The organism is Actinomadura opuntiae, assembly GCF_030283205.1.
In the GTDB taxonomy this organism is placed as follows: Bacteria; Actinomycetota; Actinomycetes; order Streptosporangiales; family Streptosporangiaceae; genus Spirillospora.
This window is the reverse complement of sequence record NZ_JASNWF010000020.1, coordinates 1-16,491: the sequence shown is the minus strand read 5'-3', so window position 1 is coordinate 16,491 and position 16,491 is coordinate 1. Positions and strand designations below refer to the sequence as shown.

Annotated in this window: 12 protein-coding genes and 1 riboswitch; of the genes, 3 read left to right on the top strand and 9 right to left on the bottom strand. The window is 72.8% G+C overall.

Annotated features, from left to right (window positions below; all coding sequences use genetic code 11):
* Positions 1-9: 9 nt before the first annotated feature.
* Positions 10-1,863: a translational GTPase TypA gene (gene typA, locus QP089_RS35735; protein WP_285917879.1), complete on the bottom strand. Its 1,854-nt coding sequence runs from the start codon at positions 1,861-1,863 to the stop codon at positions 10-12.
* 190 nt (positions 1,864-2,053) lie between these two features.
* A riboswitch (cyclic di-AMP (ydaO/yuaA leader) is annotated at positions 2,054-2,197 on the top strand.
* Between the two features lie 7 nt (positions 2,198-2,204).
* Here typA and QP089_RS35730 point away from each other — a divergent pair.
* The gene (locus QP089_RS35730) at positions 2,205-3,233 is read left to right on the top strand and encodes a C40 family peptidase (protein WP_285917878.1); all 1,029 of its coding nucleotides are present in this window, start codon (positions 2,205-2,207) and stop codon (positions 3,231-3,233) included.
* A gap of 29 nt (positions 3,234-3,262) precedes the next feature.
* Here the strand turns inward: QP089_RS35730 and QP089_RS35725 are convergent, their stop codons facing one another.
* From QP089_RS35725 to QP089_RS35715, 3 genes are read right to left on the bottom strand one after another with little or no spacing between them, the layout of a single operon-like run.
* Entirely contained in the window at positions 3,263-3,631 is a 369-nt protein-coding gene (locus QP089_RS35725; protein ID WP_285917876.1) for a (deoxy)nucleoside triphosphate pyrophosphohydrolase, read from the bottom strand.
* A 46-nt stretch (positions 3,632-3,677) separates the two neighbouring features.
* Complete coding sequence (locus QP089_RS35720) at positions 3,678-4,451, bottom strand: Mut7-C RNAse domain-containing protein (RefSeq protein ID WP_285917874.1); 774 nt, start codon at positions 4,449-4,451, stop codon at positions 3,678-3,680.
* A gap of 52 nt (positions 4,452-4,503) precedes the next feature.
* A complete protein-coding gene (locus tag QP089_RS35715; RefSeq protein WP_285917872.1) occupies positions 4,504-5,793 on the bottom strand; it encodes an amidohydrolase family protein in 1,290 nt (429 codons plus the stop codon).
* Positions 5,794-5,854: 61 nt separating this feature from the next.
* Here QP089_RS35715 and QP089_RS35710 point away from each other — a divergent pair, with 61 nt between their 5' ends.
* Entirely contained in the window at positions 5,855-6,379 is a 525-nt protein-coding gene (locus tag QP089_RS35710) for a MarR family winged helix-turn-helix transcriptional regulator (protein ID WP_285917870.1), read from the top strand.
* Between the two features lie 24 nt (positions 6,380-6,403).
* Positions 6,404-6,790 (top strand): guanyl-specific ribonuclease, encoded by a 387-nt coding sequence (locus QP089_RS35705; protein WP_285917867.1) that lies wholly within the window; start codon positions 6,404-6,406, stop codon positions 6,788-6,790.
* An 11-nt stretch (positions 6,791-6,801) separates the two neighbouring features.
* On the opposite strand, the gene QP089_RS35700 is transcribed toward QP089_RS35705, so the two are convergent.
* The 5 genes from QP089_RS35700 to QP089_RS35680 form a co-directional block, all read right to left on the bottom strand.
* Positions 6,802-7,863 carry a C40 family peptidase gene (locus tag QP089_RS35700; protein WP_285917865.1) on the bottom strand — a complete coding sequence of 354 codons (1,062 nt, stop codon included), beginning with the start codon at positions 7,861-7,863 and terminating at the stop codon, positions 6,802-6,804.
* Complete coding sequence (locus QP089_RS35695; protein ID WP_285917863.1) at positions 7,860-8,498, bottom strand: hypothetical protein; 639 nt, start codon at positions 8,496-8,498, stop codon at positions 7,860-7,862. Before QP089_RS35695 ends, QP089_RS35700 begins: the two co-directional genes overlap by 4 nt.
* Entirely contained in the window at positions 8,498-11,092 is a 2,595-nt protein-coding gene (locus QP089_RS35690; protein ID WP_285917861.1) for a type IV secretion system protein, read from the bottom strand. Before QP089_RS35690 ends, QP089_RS35695 begins: the two co-directional genes overlap by 1 nt.
* On the bottom strand, positions 11,089-13,578 hold the full coding sequence (locus QP089_RS35685; RefSeq protein ID WP_285917859.1) for an ATP-binding protein: 2,490 nt from the start codon (positions 13,576-13,578) through the stop codon (positions 11,089-11,091). Before QP089_RS35685 ends, QP089_RS35690 begins: the two co-directional genes overlap by 4 nt.
* Positions 13,579-13,738: 160 nt before the next feature.
* Positions 13,739-15,382, bottom strand: coding sequence for a MinD/ParA family ATP-binding protein (locus tag QP089_RS35680; protein ID WP_285917858.1), 1,644 nt, complete (start codon positions 15,380-15,382; stop codon positions 13,739-13,741).
* Positions 15,383-16,491 lie beyond the last annotated feature (1,109 nt).

Below are 16,491 nucleotides of genomic sequence, written 5' to 3'. Positions count from 1 at the left end.
TGCCGGAGGTCAGCCGGCGCGCTTGGTGCGGGCGCGCGTGCGCTCGCGCTCCTTGGCGTCCAGCACGACCTTGCGGATGCGGACGTTCGCCGGGGTCACCTCGACGCACTCGTCCTCGCGGCAGAACTCCAGCGCCTCCTCCAGCGACAGGATCCGCGGCGGGGTGAGCCGCTCCAGCTCGTCGCCGGTGGAGGAGCGCATGTTGGTGAGCTTCTTCTCCTTGGTGATGTTGACGTCCATGTCGTCGGAGCGCGAGTTCTCCCCGACGATCATGCCCTCGTACACCTCGGTGGTCGGCCCGACGAAGAACGTGCCGCGCTCCTGCAGGTTCGTGATCGCGTAGGCGGTTGCGGCACCGGACCGGTCGGCGACCAGGGAGCCGGACGGCCGGGTGCGCAGCTCGCCGAACCAGGGCTCGTAGCCCTCGAACACGTGGTGCGCCATGCCGGTGCCGCGGGTCTCGGTCATGAACTCGGTGCGGAACCCGATCAGGGCGCGCGCCGGGACCAGGAACTCCATCCGGATCCAGCCGGTGCCGTGGTTGGTCATGTGCTCCATGCGGCCCTTGCGGACCGCCATCAGCTGGGTGACCGCGCCGAGGTGCTCCTCGGGGATGTCGACGGTGAGCCGCTCGACCGGCTCGTGCTTCTTGCCGTCGATCTCCTTGGCGACCACCTGCGGCTTGCCGACGGTCAGCTCGTAGCCCTCGCGGCGCATGTTCTCGACCAGGATGGCGAGGGCCAGCTCGCCGCGGCCCTGCACCTCCCAGGCGTCCGGGCGCTCGGTCGGCAGCACCTTGATCGACACGTTGCCGACCAGCTCCCGGTCGATGCGGTCCTTGACCATCCGGGCGGTGACCTTGGTGCCCTTCTCGCGGCCCGCCATCGGGCTCGTGTTCGTCCCGATGGTCATCGAGATCGCGGGCTCGTCCACCGTGATCAGCGGCAGCGGGCGCGGGTCGTCGGGGTCGGCGATGGTGTCGCCGATCATGATCTCGGGGATGCCGGCGATCGCGATGATGTCGCCGGGCCCGGCCTCGTCGGCGGGCTTGCGGGCGAGCGCCTCGGTCATCAGCAGCTCGGTGATCTTCACCTTCTCGACGCTGCCGTCGTGCCGGCACCAGGCGACCTGCTGGCCCTTCTTGATCGTCCCGGCGTGCACCCGGCACAGCGCGATCCGGCCGAGGTAGCTGGAGGCGTCCAGGTTCGTCACGTGCGCCTGCAGCGGCGCGTCCGGGTCGTAGGACGGCGCCGGGATCGTCTCGGTGATCACCGAGAACAGCGGCTCGAGGTCCTCGCTGTCGGGCATGCCGCCGTCGGCGGGCTTGGCCAGCGACGCGCGCCCGGCGCGGCCCGAGGCGTACACGATCGGGAAGTCGATCTGCTCCTCGGTGGCGTCGAGGTCCATGAACAGCTCGTAGGTCTCGTCGACGACCTCGTCGATGCGGGCGTCGGGCCGGTCGGTCTTGTTGACGACCAGGATCACCGGCAGCTTCGCCTCGAGCGCCTTGCGCAGCACGAACCGGGTCTGCGGCAGCGGGCCCTCGCTGGCGTCCACCAGCAGGACGACGCCGTCGACCATGGACAGGCCGCGCTCGACCTCGCCGCCGAAGTCGGCGTGGCCGGGCGTGTCGATGATGTTGATCGTCATGCCGTTGTGCCGGACGGCGGTGTTCTTGGCGAGAATGGTGATGCCCTTCTCGCGCTCCAGGTCGTTGGAGTCCATGACGCGGTCGTCGACGTCCTGGTTCTCGCGGAAGGCGCCGGACTGCCAGAGCATGGCGTCGACCAGCGTCGTCTTGCCGTGGTCGACATGGGCGACGATCGCGACGTTCCGGAGGTCGTCGCGCGTGGAGATGGGCATGCGGGCTCGCCTTGCGTGAGAGTGCGGGAGTCGCCGCAGACGCGCGGCTGCGTTCATTCTACTTGGCGTACGGCGCCGCCCGCCCCGAGCCGCCCGTCTCATGGCTCACAGGGGCCCCGATTGGCCATCTTTGCCCATCCTTTGTAATCTTCCCGAGATCCGGTCGTCCGGAGCCCCACCCCCCGGGGCTGCGATCGGACCGCCGAATCCGCCGCGGCCCCCACCCGCGGGAGAACCGGGGACCCATCCCCCTGGGGTGAATCGACGCACGTCGTAGGGCGACTCCTGGCCCGAACCCGTCAGCTAACCCGGTAGGCGAGCAAGGAGAGGAGAACACCGGCTTGGCACCGGACCCCCATCATCGGCGGCGCATCGCGCCGGCCGTCACCGCCGCGGCACTGCTGCTCGCGGGCCTCGGCGCCACCGCGCCCGTCGCCGCGCACGCCGCGACCCCCTTCGGCCTCGCCGCCGCCCCGTCGCCGTCCGGCTCCCCCAGCCCCCTCCCGACCACGGAGAAGGGCCTGAAGCAGAGCCTCAAGGAACTGAACGACGAGGCCGAGACGCTGACCGAGCAGTTCAACAAGACCCGCGTCGACCTCGGGCGCGCCGTCAAGGCCGAGCGGGCCGCCACCAAGTACGCGCAGCAGCTGCTCAAGCAGACCGAGCCCGCCCGGCAGCGGCTCGCGCAGCTGGCCGCCGCCAACTACATGAGCGGCGGGCCGGACGCGATCTTCGGCTCCGGCGGCAGCGCCGACAGCCTCTCCGACTCGGCCTACCTCCAGCAGAACCAGGCCACCACCGTCCTCGCCCTGCAGAAGCAGGTCGACCAGGCCGAGGCCGCGCAGCGCGCCGCGCAGGAGCGCACCGAGCAGGTCAAGCAGGCGCAGGCCAAGGTGCAGACCGCCCGCAAGGCCGCCAAGGCCAAGGTGGACGAGGTCGTGAAGCGCCTCGACAAGCTGACGACCACCCACACCACCGACCCCAAGTCCGGCTTCACCGCGACGATCAAGGGCTCGGACCTGCCGGCGAGGATGGCCCGCAAGGCGCTCACCAAGCTCGGCAGGCCCTACGTGTGGGGCGCCGCCGGGCCGAACTCCTTCGACTGCTCCGGCCTGGTCGTGTGGGCCTACGCGCAGGTCGGCAAGTCCGGCCTGCCGCACTACACCGGCGACCTGTACGACCTCGGCACCAAGGTGTCCCGGTCGGACCTGCGCGCCGGCGACCTGGTCTACTTCGGCAGCAACCTGCACCACATGGGCATCTACGTCGGCGACGGCAAGTTCCTGCAGGCGCCGCAGACCGGCGATGTGGTGAAGATCTCCAAGCTCTCGACCCGCTCCGACTACGCGGGCGCGAACCGGATCTCCTAGCCGCCGGCCGGGCCGGCCTCGGCGCGCCGTCAGCCGAGGCCGGGCTCCAGTTCGGCGATGACGGGACGGTCGCCGGGGAGCCAGGCGACGTCGTACAGCTCGTCGCGGGCGAGCCAGCGCAGGGCCAGGTGCTCCAGGGCCCGCGGCTCGCCCTCGACGATCTCGGCGGTCCAGACGCGCAGCAGGGCGCGCTCGCTCAGCCGCCAGTCGCCGCCGACGCGGCGGACCGGGCGGATCTTGATCGCGAGCTCCTCGTGGCACTCGCGGACGACGGCGTCCTCGTCGGACTCGCCCGGGTCCACCTTGCCGCCGGGCAGCTCCCAGCCGCCCGCCATGTGCGGCGGCTCGGCCCGCTGGGCGGCGAGCAGCCGCCCGTCCCGGATGATCGCCGCGCCCACGACTACCAGATCGCCGATGGTGACCAGCCCCTCCCGTTCCGTCCGGTCATTCTGAGACGGCCGGTTCCGCCCGGACGGTTCCGGTGCGGGCCGTCTCGACCCGGCGGATCGCCTCGTCGACGATCTTCTCAAGATGGTCGCCGTGGGCGCCGCGCCAGTACACCTGGCCGCAGCCGGCGCAGCGGCCGTAGACGTCGTAGCTGCGGCGCGTGCCCGCCTCGAGGTCGCGCTCGATCTCCGTCTTGTCGACGGGGAGGAGCACGCCGTTGCAGGCGGTGCAGCGCGTCCACGGGCTCAGCACCGGCGCGAACCGGTCGAGGACGTCGCGGAGCTGGTCGTCGGGGCGGGAGCCGCGGACGTAGGCGCCGAACCAGAGGGCGCGGCGGCGCAGGAGGCCGCGGTCCTGGGTGAGCAGGACGCGGCGCTCGTCGTTCGCCTGGACGACCAGCGCCGGGTCGTCCATGTCGTTGTGGTAGGCGGTGTCGAGGCCGAGGAGCCGCATCCGGCGCGCCAGCGTGCCGAGATGGACGTCGAGCAGGAAGCGGGGCGCCTCCTGGCCGGGGTCGAGCGGGACCGGCTGGGGGCGGGGCACGGCGTCCACGCGGACCTCGTCCCCGGCGGACGGCCGGGCGGACGGTTCGACGGGCTCGCCGCGGACGGTCATCCGGCCGGCCTCGGGGAGCGGGACCCCGAGCGACTCCACGACGTGCCCGAGCGTCGACGTCCCGTCCCACGGGACCCGGTTCACCGGTTCGCGGCGCGCGGCGGGCAGGAAGAACAGCAGGTCGTCGGCGATGCGGACGCGTATCTCGGACTCCACGCCGCCAGCATGCCACGCGGTGCGGACGGTCTTCGCCGGATTTTTCGCCGGGTCAGGCGGCGGCGAGGCGCCCCGCCGACGACCGCACCGCGTCCAGCAGCGACGGGACGTCGTGGCCTTGCAGCACCCCCGCCCGCTTCAGCACCCGGCCGCCGACCAGGACGGTGTCGACATGGCGGGTCTCGGCGGACAGGACGACCGCCGCGATCGGGTCGTGCGCCGCCGCCATGCCGAGGCTGTCGGTGCGCAGGACGATGAGGTCGGCCTGCTTTCCCGGCGTCAGGGATCCGGTGACGTCGGCCAGCCCGGCCACCTCGGCACCGCCGAGGGTCGCGGCGCGCAGGGCCTGCGCGGTGGTGAACCAGGTGCCGGCGCCGTCCGGCCGGGCGCGCTCCAGGAAGTAGGCCGCCCGCATGACGCCGAACATGTCGCCCGGTCCGCTGGCGACGGTGTCGGCGCCGAGCCCGATGGGAACGCCGGCTGCGTGCGCCCGTCCGGTGGCCGGATCGCCGATGCCGAGCGCCGCCTCGACGCCGGGCGTGGCAGAGACGGTGCCGCCGTTGGCCGCGATCTTCTTGAACGCCTCGTCGGTGTAGAAGTTGGCGTGCACGTACATGGCGGGGTGGCCGAGCAGGCCGTTGTCCTCCAGGAATGCCAGCCCCCGCGCGGCGCTCCCGGCTCCGTGGCCGCCCATGTGGACGGTGACCGGCAGGCCGAGGTCGCGGGCCAGCCGCCACTCGGCCAGCGCGCGGGCCTCCCCGGCGATCTCCGGGCCGAGCGCGGCCAGCCACATCGACACGGGCCCGGACTGCGCTTCGAAGTACTCGCGGTGGACGCGGGTCGTCTCGGCGGCGAGCGCGTCGAGGTCGTCGCCGCCGCCGTAGCAGTAGCCGAACACGGCGCGGACGCCGGACGCGCGGAGCGCCGCGATGTCGGCGTCGGTGTGGTCAGGGCTGAACATGATGTGCGACCAGTCGACGACCGTCGTGATCCCGGAGTCGAGGCACTCCAGCGCCCCGGCGAGGGTCCCTGTGTAGACGTCGTCGGGACGGTACCGGGGCGCCAGTTCGCCGAGCACGCGCTGCAGGTAAGCGGGCAGCGTGCTGTCGGGCAGGATCGCGCGGATGCCGGTCTGCCAGGTGTGCCGGTGGGTGTCGACAAGACCCGGCATCACGATGCGATCGGTGGCGTCCAGCACCTCGGCGCCGGCCGGCGCGGTCAGGCCGGGGCCGACCGCGGCGATCCGTCCGTCCTCGACGAGCACGTCCGCGCGTCCGAGAACCCTGGGCGCCGGAGCGGTGTCGATGACGGTGCCGTTGCGGAGCAGCAGAGAGGATGTCATGTCGCAAAGCTTAAAAAGAAGCTTTTAGAAAAGCAATACAGAGGACGAGTATTCTCGGGGTGTGCGCGATGACGACGGCGGGCGCCGGGACGAGGTGGACGAGCTGGCCGCTGCCTGGCGCCGCGACGGTCTCGGCGAGGACGTCATCGCGATGCTGGAGGTCAGCAAGCGCGCCGCGCGGATCGGGGCGCTCGTCCAGCAGGCCCTGCGCGGCGAGCTGGCCGAGCTCGGCCTCACCTACGCCGAGTTCGAGGTGCTGACCGTGCTGACCAGGGCCGGCGAACCGTACCGGCTGCGCCCGAGCGAGCTGACCCGGTCGGCGTTCCTCACCTCCGGCGGCACCAGCAACGTGCTGCAACGGCTGCAGAAGGCCGGCTACATCGAGCGCGAGGCCAACACCGGCGACGCCCGCAGCCGCTTCGTCCAGCTCACCCCCGAGGGCCTGCGAGTCACCGCGCTGGCCCTGGATGCCTCGTCCCGCGCGCACCGGGAGGCCATGGCCGGGGTGCCCGCGGAGGCCGTCCGCGACGCGGCCGACGCACTCCGCGACGTCCTGCTAGTAGTCGGCAAACGGCGCTTCCGCTGAGCACCCCGGTGCGACACTCGCCCCATGAAGACCGCTCGCCACAAATTCCGCCGCGCACTCCTCCCAGCCGCCCTGCTCATCGCGGGACTCACCGGCCCCGCGGCGAACGCCGCCACCGCCGTCTCCCCCGTCTGCGAGACGGCGCTCCCGTCGCAGGCCGATGACACGATCGCGCTGATCGACGAAGGTGGACCGTTCCCTTATCCGCAGGACGGCATCGTCTTCCAGAACCGGGAAGGACAGCTGCCGAAGGAGCCGCGGGGCTATTACCACGAGTACACGGTGACGACGCCCGGCAGTTCCACGCGCGGCGCACGCCGCATCATCACGTCCGACCATCTCGGCCACGACGGGATGTACTGGACACCGGACCACTACGGCACGTTCTACGACATCGACTTCCGCTGCTGACGCCGGGCGGGTCAGCCGCCGGGCTGCTGCGCGGCGAGCTGCCCGACCTTGCTCTTCAGCTGCGGATTGGCCAGCGGGCGCGTCACGCCCACCCAGTCGGGCCGCTTGTAGGTCTTCACGCCGATCGCGGGCACGCACGACGAGCAGCTCGCCACGATCATCTTGCCCTTGCCGATCACCATCCCGACATGGCCGGGGTTGTCCGCCGACGTGCCCGGGCCCGAGTTGAAGAACACCAGGTCGCCGGGCTGCTCCTTGCCCTTGGCAACCTTCACCCCGAACGGCCACTGCTCGAACGTGGTGCGCGGGATGGCCAGCCCCACCGCCCGGTAGGCGGCCTGCACCAGGCTGGAGCAGTCCCACGCGTCCGGCCCGGTGGCGCCGAACACGTACGGCTTGCCGCGCTGTGCCAGCGCGAACGCGATGATCTTCTGGACGAGCGCGCTGGCGTTCGCCGGAAGGTCGTTGTCCTCGCAGTTGACCCCGTTGGACTGGACGGCCTCGAAGTCGCCGTTGGCGTACCGCTTCGCCCAGGTCAGGACCAGATTCACGTAGTCCCACGAGTGGTTGTACTGGAAGATCGCGGTCTTCATCCGCTGCGGGGCGCCGTTGTGCTTGAGGTAGGCGGCGGCGGTCGGGATCGCGTCGGCCGGGTCGTAGCGGTTCTTCTTGCCGTCCTTGTTCCCGTCCACCGCGAACGCCTTGAACGTCGGGTCGAGGAACTGCATCGGCCCGCCCGCGCCCGCGTAGTTCTCGCCGCTGTGCACGCCCGCCGAGTTCGAGGTGCCGTGCCCGGTCTCGACCTCGCCGATGCCCGCCAGGACGTTCCACGGGATGCCGTAGTCCTTGCCGGCCTTCTTGTAGAGGTCGAGGTAGTCCGCCGGGATCGCCTTGGCGTCGGTCGCCTCCGCCGGCTGCGCGCCCGCGCCCGCGGTGTCGACGCAGCCGCCGTTCACGCTGCCGCCGAACATGAACTGGCTCGCGCCGAACAGGATCGGCACGAAGATCAGCGCGACGAACAGCGCCGCGGCGGCGGCGAGCGCGCACGCCGCCAGCACCCGTTTGGGGGTCATCCGGTGTCCCCCGCCTGCCCCGCGTCCGCCGGCTCGAACGCGTACACCTTCAGCGAGCCGCCGTCGCGCGCCACCGTCACCGCGTACTGCTTGCCGTCGCTGCTCGCCGTCCCGTTCCTGGTCAGCTGCTGCCGGCCGGTCACCAAGAAGATGATCGAGTTGTTCTCGACGGTGCGGACCTGGTCCAGCGACGCGCTGCCCTGCGCGACGACCTGCTCCTTGCGGCGTTGGTCCTGGAGGCCGGGCGTCGACGCGTCCGCCTGCAGCTGACCGCGCAGGTCGTCGGTGACCAGCCCCGCGAACCGGCCGACGTAGGCGGCGGGGTCCTCGTCGTAGCGGTACGTCCCGTACGCCGCCACGAACCGCTGCGCCAGGTCGGCGGCGGCCGCGAAGTCCTGCTGCGAGAACGGCAGTAGCCGGTAGATGTCGAAGTTCCTCGGGTCGACGGTGCTGTGGATCCCCGGCGGCGGCGACGCCGGGCCGCTCGGACCGGGCGTCACCGTCACCTTCGGGCGCGCGTCCGCCTTGTCGTGGCCGCGGTCGGGCGCCGCCAGCGTCAGGTAGACGCCGACGGCGGCGAGCACCATCACGAGCCCCGCGAACAGGAGCTTGCGCTGGCGGTCGTTCAGGTTCATCACTCGCCCCGGTCGGACTCGCCCTGGCGGGGCTCGACGGGACGCAGCCAGAACGGGATCGGCGGGCCCTCCTCGGAGCCGCGCCGGCCCCACAGCGGCGGCGGCGCCTGCCGCCCGCCCGGCCCGCCGTTCGGCGGCGCGGCCCCGCCGCCGCCCGCACCGGCCCGCGGCCGGGGGACGTTCGATGCCGGACCGCCCGAGCCACCGGAACCACCAGAGCCGCCGGAACCGCGCGCGGGCGCGCCGCCACCGGAACCGCCCGAGCCGCCGGAGCCCCCAGAGCCGCCGCCTGCACGGCCGCGGGCCCGTTCGGTGGAGCCGGACGAGCGTCCGCCACCGGAGAACCAGCCGCCGCGGCCGCCACCGTTCCCGGAGCCGCCACCGGAACCACCGGAACCACCGCCAGAGCCGGAGCCGGAGCCGGAGCCGCCACCGGACGACCCGCCGGATCCGCCGCTGCCGCCGCCTCCTGTGACGCCGCCGGAACCGCCGCGTCCAGCCCAGGAGGTGGGACGCGAAGTACCGGTCCCGGAGCCCGCGCCGCCGGAGGGCTTACCGGTGCCCGCCGCCGAGCCTCCGCCCGACGTCGAGCCGCCGCCCGAGCGACCACCCGAGACCCCGCCCGGCCGCGCGACGACCGCGCCCACGCCCGCACCTCCGCCACCGCCACCGGCACCGGCACCGGCACCGGCACCGGCACCGCCGGCGGCCGCCTGTCCGTCGCCGGCCTTGGCCGTCCGCGACGGCAGGTTCAGCGGGGGCGCGCCGCGCCGGGACCGTCCCGGACCCGTGGTGATGCCGCCGGTCCGCGGTTTCGCGGCGAGCACCGGGGCCGCCTCGGGCGACGGCCCGTCGCCCGCCCCGGCCGTGGTGACGCCCGCCCGCCGGTCGGCCGCACCGGCACCGGCCGTCGCGTCCGCGAGGGCGCCGCCACCGGCCGCCTCCGCCGCCGCGTCCCGCTTGCCGGCCCAGCGTCCCAGCCGGTACCCGGCCGCGCCCGGCACCACGGCGCCCGCGACGGCCACCGTGTTCTTGCGGGCCTCGGCGACCGACTTGTCCAGATGGGCCTCGCTCTTCTCCCGCGACCCCACCGCCGAGTAGCCGACCGCCGAGAACAGGTGCTGGAACGGCTTGCGGTAGATGAACGCCGCGAACGTCACCAGCGCGATCAGCAGGATCTGCAGGCCCCACGGCAGCGTCTCGCCGAGGATCAGCCCGTACGCCCACAGCAGCAGCGCCAGCACGCCGATCAGCGCCGCCTGTTTCAGCAGCATCGACAGCAGCAGTTCCAGCCAGCGGACCGCGATCACCCGGCCGATGCCCGGATGGATGCCGATCCCGAGGAAGATCGGCCCGGCCACCAAAAGCAGCAGGAACGCGATCTTCACCACGATCAGCGCGATCGCGATCACCATGATCAGCAGGCCGGCGACCAGCGCCGCGAACAGCCCGCCGAACGCCACCGCCAGCCGGTTCTGCCAGCTCTTGCCCTGGAACAGCGAGTACGTCCCGGGATAGTCGTCCTTGATGGTCTTGGCGACGCCCTTGTAGTCGTCGGCCTTCTTCCCGAGATCGACCTTCTGGCCGCCGTACGTCTCCGGCAGGTCCACCGCCTGCGACGACAGCAGCCTGTCCGCGTTCTGCTTGACGATCTTCGCGTTCGGGTCGGTGGTGCCGAACTCGCCCTGCAGCCACGGCTTGCAGACCAGCGCCACCCACAGCCCGTTCGCATTGCGGGTGGTGGCGTCCAGGTTCGCCGACGCCATCGGGTCCGGCTTGCCGTCCGGCGGCGGGATGCATCTGCCGCCCTTGGTATCGCTCTGCGGCAGCGCAGCGTTGAACGCCGCGCTCGTCGCCGACGACACCTTCGTGCCGAGCGTGGTGAAGTCCGCGGGCCGCGCGATCAGCCAGATCAGCGCCACCATCGCGGCCACCATCCAGATCACGCCCTCGGTCACCTTGCTCGCCCGCTTGCGGACCAGGCCCCACCAAGCCAGCCACATCGCGCCGAGGATGACCACCCACGACCAGTAGCGCGCGTTGAAGGTCTTGCCGATCCCGCTGATGACGCCGTCGACCGTGGTCTTCAGCCAGCCGAGCAGCGACTCCGACGCGGCGGCCTGGTAGATGCTGATCGTCGTCCGGTCGATCGCCCGGACCAGCGTGAACGTCGTGTTGGCGACGGCGTTGCCCATCATCGCCATCGCGTCCGAGCAGCCCATGTCGACCGCGTACCAGGTCTGCCCGGCCGTGCCGTACCGGTCGTAGTAGGTCAGCTGGTCGACCGGCGTTCCCTGCAGCTTCGCGTCCGGATAGTTCGGCGGCTTGATCAGCCCGTCCGTCCCCGACCCGTACGCCTCCGGCGACGGGTTGTCCGCGGGCGCGCACGCGTCGTTCGGGTTGGACCCCGGTGGCAGCGGGATCGAGGCGGACGCGGGCGACAGCGGGCTGACCAGGAACAGCGCCATGATGATCAGCAGCACGGCGGAACGCCTGCTGCGCGGGCGGCGGCGCCGGGTGCGGGTGCGGCGCAGGTCGAGGCGTTCGCCGGGTGAGCGCTGCAGGCGCTCGGTCCGGATGCGGGGACCCCTCATCGGCTGACCTCCTCGACCTCGGCCCCCGCTGCGGTGAGTTCTGCTTGCCCGGGACGCGACCGGGTCGGGTTGGTGTCCAGCCAGCGCCGCAGCTCCTCGGAGATCAGGTCGACGCCGATCCGCCCCGCCCGCCCGTCCAGGTCGCGGAAGATGCACTCGCCGTTCCCGAGGTTGCGCAGCACGGCCTTGTGCTCGTCGGACGACTCGACCCCCAGCAGCGACATCACGTTGCCGACCTCGACCCGTTCGGTGGAGCGGAAGGAGAAGACCGACGACAGGCAGTTGGTCACCTGTTCGTTCAGCAGGTCGCCCGCGTTCTGGGAGACCAGGATCAGCGCGGTGTTGCGGGAGCGCCCCATCCGGGAGACCTCCGGCACCAGCTTGGCGCCCTCTGGTGTGGAGGTGATCGCCCATGCCTCGTCCAGGAAGATCGCCTTGGGCAGCCGCCGGTCGAGGCCGTGCATCAGCCGCCGCGCGAACTGCGACACCAGGTACATCAACGCGACCGACAGCCGCTGCTCGTAGGAATAGTCCTCGCGGGAGATGGCGACGTCGGGGAGGGTGAGGCCGCCGAGGGTGAACACGGTCGTCCAGCCGGCGGTGTCGATGCGCTCGCCGCCGGACGGGTCGAAGCACAGCCGCGCGAGGTGCATCTCCGACATCGACCGCAGCACCGCACCGAGGTTCTTGGACGCGGGGTCGGCGGCGCCCTCCAGGTGGTCGACGACGCGGCCGAGGGACGGCTGGTCGGCGTTCGCGACGGCGCCGACCGCCTGGATCATCGCGGACTCGCGCTCCTCCGACATCCGGGGCAGCAGCAGCCGCAGCGTCTCGGTCGCCATCGTCTTCTTGGTGGCGAGGTCGTCGCCGAACGAGAACGGGTCGAGCAGGCCGGGCGCGGCGGACCCGAGCGGCAGGATCCGCGCCTTGCGCCCCCGCGCCTTCAGCAGCTCGACCAGGGACTCGGCGTCGCCCTTCGGGTCGATCGCCGCGATCGTGACCCCGCGCAGCGCCATCTGGTAGATCAGCAGCAGCGCGAGGGTGGTCTTGCCGCCGCCGGGCTCGCCGGTGATGGCGACGGCGGTCGGACGGTTGCGGGCCGCGGCGACGAGCGGGTCGAAGTGGACGATCGACCGGGCCCGGCCGAGCGTCTCGCCGATGTAGGGCCCGATCCAGCCCTCGTCGTTGTCGTCCGTCCGGTCGCCGAGGTCGACGGTCGCGACCGGCATCCCGCCCGCGATGGTGCGCAGCGGCTGCCGCTGCGCATAGGCGTTCAGCCGGATCTGGTCGCCGGGCAGCGACTCCAGGAACAGCGAGAACTGGTCGCCGGTCGAGTTGACGACGTCGATGCCGATGTCGCGGTAGTGCTCGACGACCGCGTCGACCCGCTGCGCGAGCAGTTCCTCGGTCGGCGCGGACACGATCAGCCGGTGCCACCCGTAGACGAACGGGAGGCGCTCCTTGGTGATGCCGTGCTCCAGCATCCGCGCGGCATCGATCTGCTCCGCGAGCGCGATCGGGGCCTCCGCGCCCGCCTCCCGGATGTGCTGGTCCATGTCGCGTGCGTGCGCGAGCTTGCGGGAGACGTCCTTGGACGCCTTCGCCGGCGGGATCAGCTTCATCCGCGCGCTGATCTCGACGGGGAACGGCAGCGCGTCGGCGTAGTGGAACCAGGGCTCGCCGTCCGGGAACGGCATCATGTCCGGGAACCGGGCGAACGACAGGTACGCGACATAGGACGCGGCCGTCGCGCCGCCGCCCATACCGGTGAAGTTCGGCTGCTCGATCCGCAGGTACGAGCGGCCGTTGTGGATGGCGCCCTCGACCAGCGACTCGATCTCGCCCTTCCCCCAAGCCCGGCGCGGCACCGCCGACGGCGGCGGATCGGCCAGCGACCCCGTCACCGCGTGCTGGAACAGCCACGCCACCTCCGTGGAGGTGGCGTGCCGGGCGTACAGGGCGGATCCGCCGAGCGCCCGGCCGATCCGTTCGGCCTGGTCGGTCCAGCGCCCGATCTCCCGTTTGTCGATCGCGTCGTCGTTGACGCCGAGGACCTTCTCGCTGCGCTTGTAGAACCCGAGGAGCTGCGACACCACCCCGCCGGACAGGTGCGCGCCCATCCCGCGCTGCCCGAGCCGCACCCCGAGGTAGACCTCCTTGGTCCAGAAGTCCTTCGCCCACACGTGCGCGTAGGTCTCCTCGAGGTACTCCCGCCACCCGGCGCCGCCGTCGGACGTCCTGTCCAGCGCCAGCGCCCACTCCGCCGCCGGGTACGTCCGGTGCGCGATCCGCAGGTGCACCTCGGCGTCCTGCATCCGGATCCCGGCGAGCGCGATGGTGATGTTGGTGGCGAGCGCCTCCCGCTCCTCCCCCGTGGTGAACTCGTAGGACACCGTGGGCAGCCGGAAGTACGCCCAGGCCGCGTTGTCGGTGAGCAGCACGCGGTCGTCGAAGTACCGCACGGCCAGCCGGCTGGCCTTGCTCATGCCGTCCTCCCGACCCTGGTCCTGACCAATGATTCTCCCGATCGGCATGCGGCTGCGAAGGGCTGGCGGGGAGAGTGTTCGGCGTCCGGGCGGACATCATCGACAGGCGCGCCCGCCACGCTCGCGCCCGTCCGGCCGGCTCGGTGCCCGCGAGGGGCGCTCATCGGGTGGCCTCCTGCTCCTGCTGAAGCTCCTGGTAACGCTCGGGCACGACGGTGAAGCCGCCGGCGACCACGCCGGCGAGGGCAAGATAGGCACGGCGCGTCGGCGCGCGCAACGACTTCAGCTCGTTGCGCGGCGCGCGGTCCATGCTGAGGTGATCGTCCCACGGGATCCGCACGAGGGCACGGCAACGCCCCCGCGCGACGGCCTCGGCCTGCTCGACGTCGTCCATGCTGCGGCGGCTCACCCCGTTGATGACCGTGACGGCGCGGGACCGCAGCTCCTCGTAGCCGTGCCCGTCCAGCCACTCGAACGTCATCGCCACCGCGCGCGGCGCGTCCGCGCTGGCCGGCGCGACCAGCACGATCTGGTCGGCGTACGGCAGGACGCGCGCGACCACCGCCGCGGCCGTGTCCAGCAGCGTCACCGAGTAGAACTTGTCAATGGTGCGGATCGCGAGCGCGTAGTCGCGGTCGTCGAGCGCCTGCAGCGGGTTCTTCCCGGCCGCGATGACATCGAGCCCGGACTTGGCCTGCGAGGTGTAGCGGCGCATCGCGGTGAGGCTGCCGACCTGGTCCGCCCGCGTGATGAGCGAGGTCAGCGTCTCGTTGGTCTCGCTGCGCGTCCGCCGCGCCAGCGCGCCCGGCCCCGGGTTCACGTCGATCGCGACGACCGGCTCGCCGTTGTGCTGCGCGAACGTGTGCCCGAGCATCAGCGCGGTGACGGTCTGCCCCGCGCCGCCGGTGCACCCGAGGACCACGACGTGCCGCGTCCCGTGGAACGGCTGCTGGAGCCGCTGCTGGTACTCGGCGTCCACCTCGCCGTGCCCGCCGCCGACCGCCTGGATCAGCCTGCGCAGCCCGCCGGTCGTGACCTCGTGCTCCGGCCCCGGCGGGGTGATCGCGGGCCCGTGCACGGGCGGCGCCGGGGGCGGCGGCAGCGGCCTCGGCCGCACCGGCGACTGCGGCTGCGACCGCACCTCGCGCGGCGGCGCCTGCTCCTCCACCGGCTCCTGCGGCGGCTGGGGCTGCTGCGGCCGCTCCGGGATCGGCACGCCCTGCGGCGGCAGGTCCGCGTACGCCTCCGGCGCCTTCCCCGGCTCGGGGAAGGGCGGCCACAGCATGTTGTCCGTGGACGCCGGACGCAGCGGCTTCGACAAGCCCTTCGACCACGGACGCGGCGCTTCCAGGCGCGGCGTCCCCGCGTCCCGCTCCTGCTTGGCGGGCCGCCACTCGTTCTCCTCGCCCGGCCCGGCCTGCGGCCCGCCGAACGCCGCGGGCGCGGCCGGCCTGCCCTGCACCGGAATGTCCGGCCGCGTCGGCGCCGGCGGCCGCACCGCAGGCGGCTGCGCGGGCTGCTGTTCGGGCTGCCGCGCCGCCGGCTGCACGGGCGCGCCCTGGCCGCCCCGCTGCGGCACCTGCCGCGGCAGATCCGGCCGCGTGGGCCCCTGCGCCGCCGGCCGCTGAGGCACCGGCTGCTGCGGCACCGGCTGCTGCTGGGCTGGCTGCTGCTGGGGCGGCGGCGCGACCGGCGCCCTGCGAGGCGCCGCCGTCCGCCACCCGGCGACCTTCTTGTCACCGGGCTCCCCGCCGAACTGCTCCGCGCCACGCCTGCGCCCCCGCGAAGCCCCACCGACCGGCACGGCTCCCTGACGCCCCTCACCAGCAGAAGCAGCGGCCCCACCCGGCGCCGCCTGCTCCGCGCCGGGCACGTTCCCGCTGGCCCCGGCATCGGCGCCCTCACTGACGCGCTCTCCGGCACCCTCACGCGCCTCCGGCACCGCCGGCCTGCCAGCTGCCTGCACGGCGTCCCGGTCCGGAGCAACGGGCACTTCCTCGCCCACGCCGAACTCCCGGCCAGCGCCCTCACCAGCCCGTTCAGCGGAACGAACACGCTCTCCCGCCTGCTGCGCGGCAGCAGGGGCGGCCGCCTCACTCGCCCGCTCAGCGTCGCGCCCCGCGGTGTCAGCCACATCCTCGCGCGGTCCGACGTCGCGCTCGGCGGCCTCCGCCGGCTGCCCGGCAGAAGCAGCAGGCGCCGATGGCGTGGACTCCTCGCTGCCTTGACGCGCCGTGGCAGGCGCGACCGGCTCAGCCGCCGACTCAGCGGGCTCACTCGCACGCTCGGCGGGGCCACCCTGCGCCGATGGTGTTGGCTGCTCGCTGCCTTGGTGCGGCGCGGCAGGCGTAACCGGCTCGGCGGGCTCGCTCGCGCGCTCGGTAGAACCATCACGCGCCGCCGGCACGCCGTCCGACGCGGCCTGCTGGGGGGCGGCCGCGTTCGCGGCCGTTCTGGCGTCACGACCGGGCAGCTCGCTCACCTGCTCGGCCGAGCGATCCGCTGCCTGCTCGCCGTTCTGCTGCGCCGCGGCGGGTGCGTCCTGGCCGGAGATGGCATCGCGCTCAATCGAAGCAGGCGCAACCGCCTCACTCGCGCGCTCGGCGGAAGCGGCAGGCGCCGATGGTGTTGGCTGCTCGGTGCCCTGGTGTGCCGTGGTAGGCGCGACCGGCTCAGCGGGCTCGGTAGAACCATCACGCGCCGTCGGCACGCCGTCGGGCGCCGGCTGACCGGCGGTCTCGTTCGGGCGTTCGGTGGAACGGGCATCGGTCGCTGCCTGCTCACCGTTCTGGTTCGCCGCAGCGGGGGTGTTCCGGGGAGTGGTCTCGGGCGGGGGGAAGGGGGCGGGGTTGCGAAGGAGGCGGGGGCCGGGATCTGCTGGGGGATGTCGGGACGGGTGGTCGGGGGGGCGGC

Excerpts from the sequence above, each read along its gene's own strand:
- QP089_RS35690 (WP_285917861.1), bottom strand. The coding sequence starts at position 11,092 with ATGAGGGGTCCCCGCATCCGGACCGAGCGCCTGCAGCGCTCACCCGGC.
- QP089_RS35700 (WP_285917865.1), bottom strand. The coding sequence starts at position 7,863 with ATGACCCCCAAACGGGTGCTGGCGGCGTGCGCGCTCGCCGCCGCCGCG.
- typA (WP_285917879.1), bottom strand. The coding sequence starts at position 1,863 with ATGCCCATCTCCACGCGCGACGACCTCCGGAACGTCGCGATCGTCGCC.
- QP089_RS35705 (WP_285917867.1), top strand. The coding sequence starts at position 6,404 with ATGAAGACCGCTCGCCACAAATTCCGCCGCGCACTCCTCCCAGCCGCC.
- QP089_RS35715 (WP_285917872.1), bottom strand. The coding sequence starts at position 5,793 with ATGACATCCTCTCTGCTGCTCCGCAACGGCACCGTCATCGACACCGCT.
- QP089_RS35695 (WP_285917863.1), bottom strand. The coding sequence starts at position 8,498 with ATGAACCTGAACGACCGCCAGCGCAAGCTCCTGTTCGCGGGGCTCGTG.
- QP089_RS35685 (WP_285917859.1), bottom strand. The coding sequence starts at position 13,578 with ATGAGCAAGGCCAGCCGGCTGGCCGTGCGGTACTTCGACGACCGCGTG.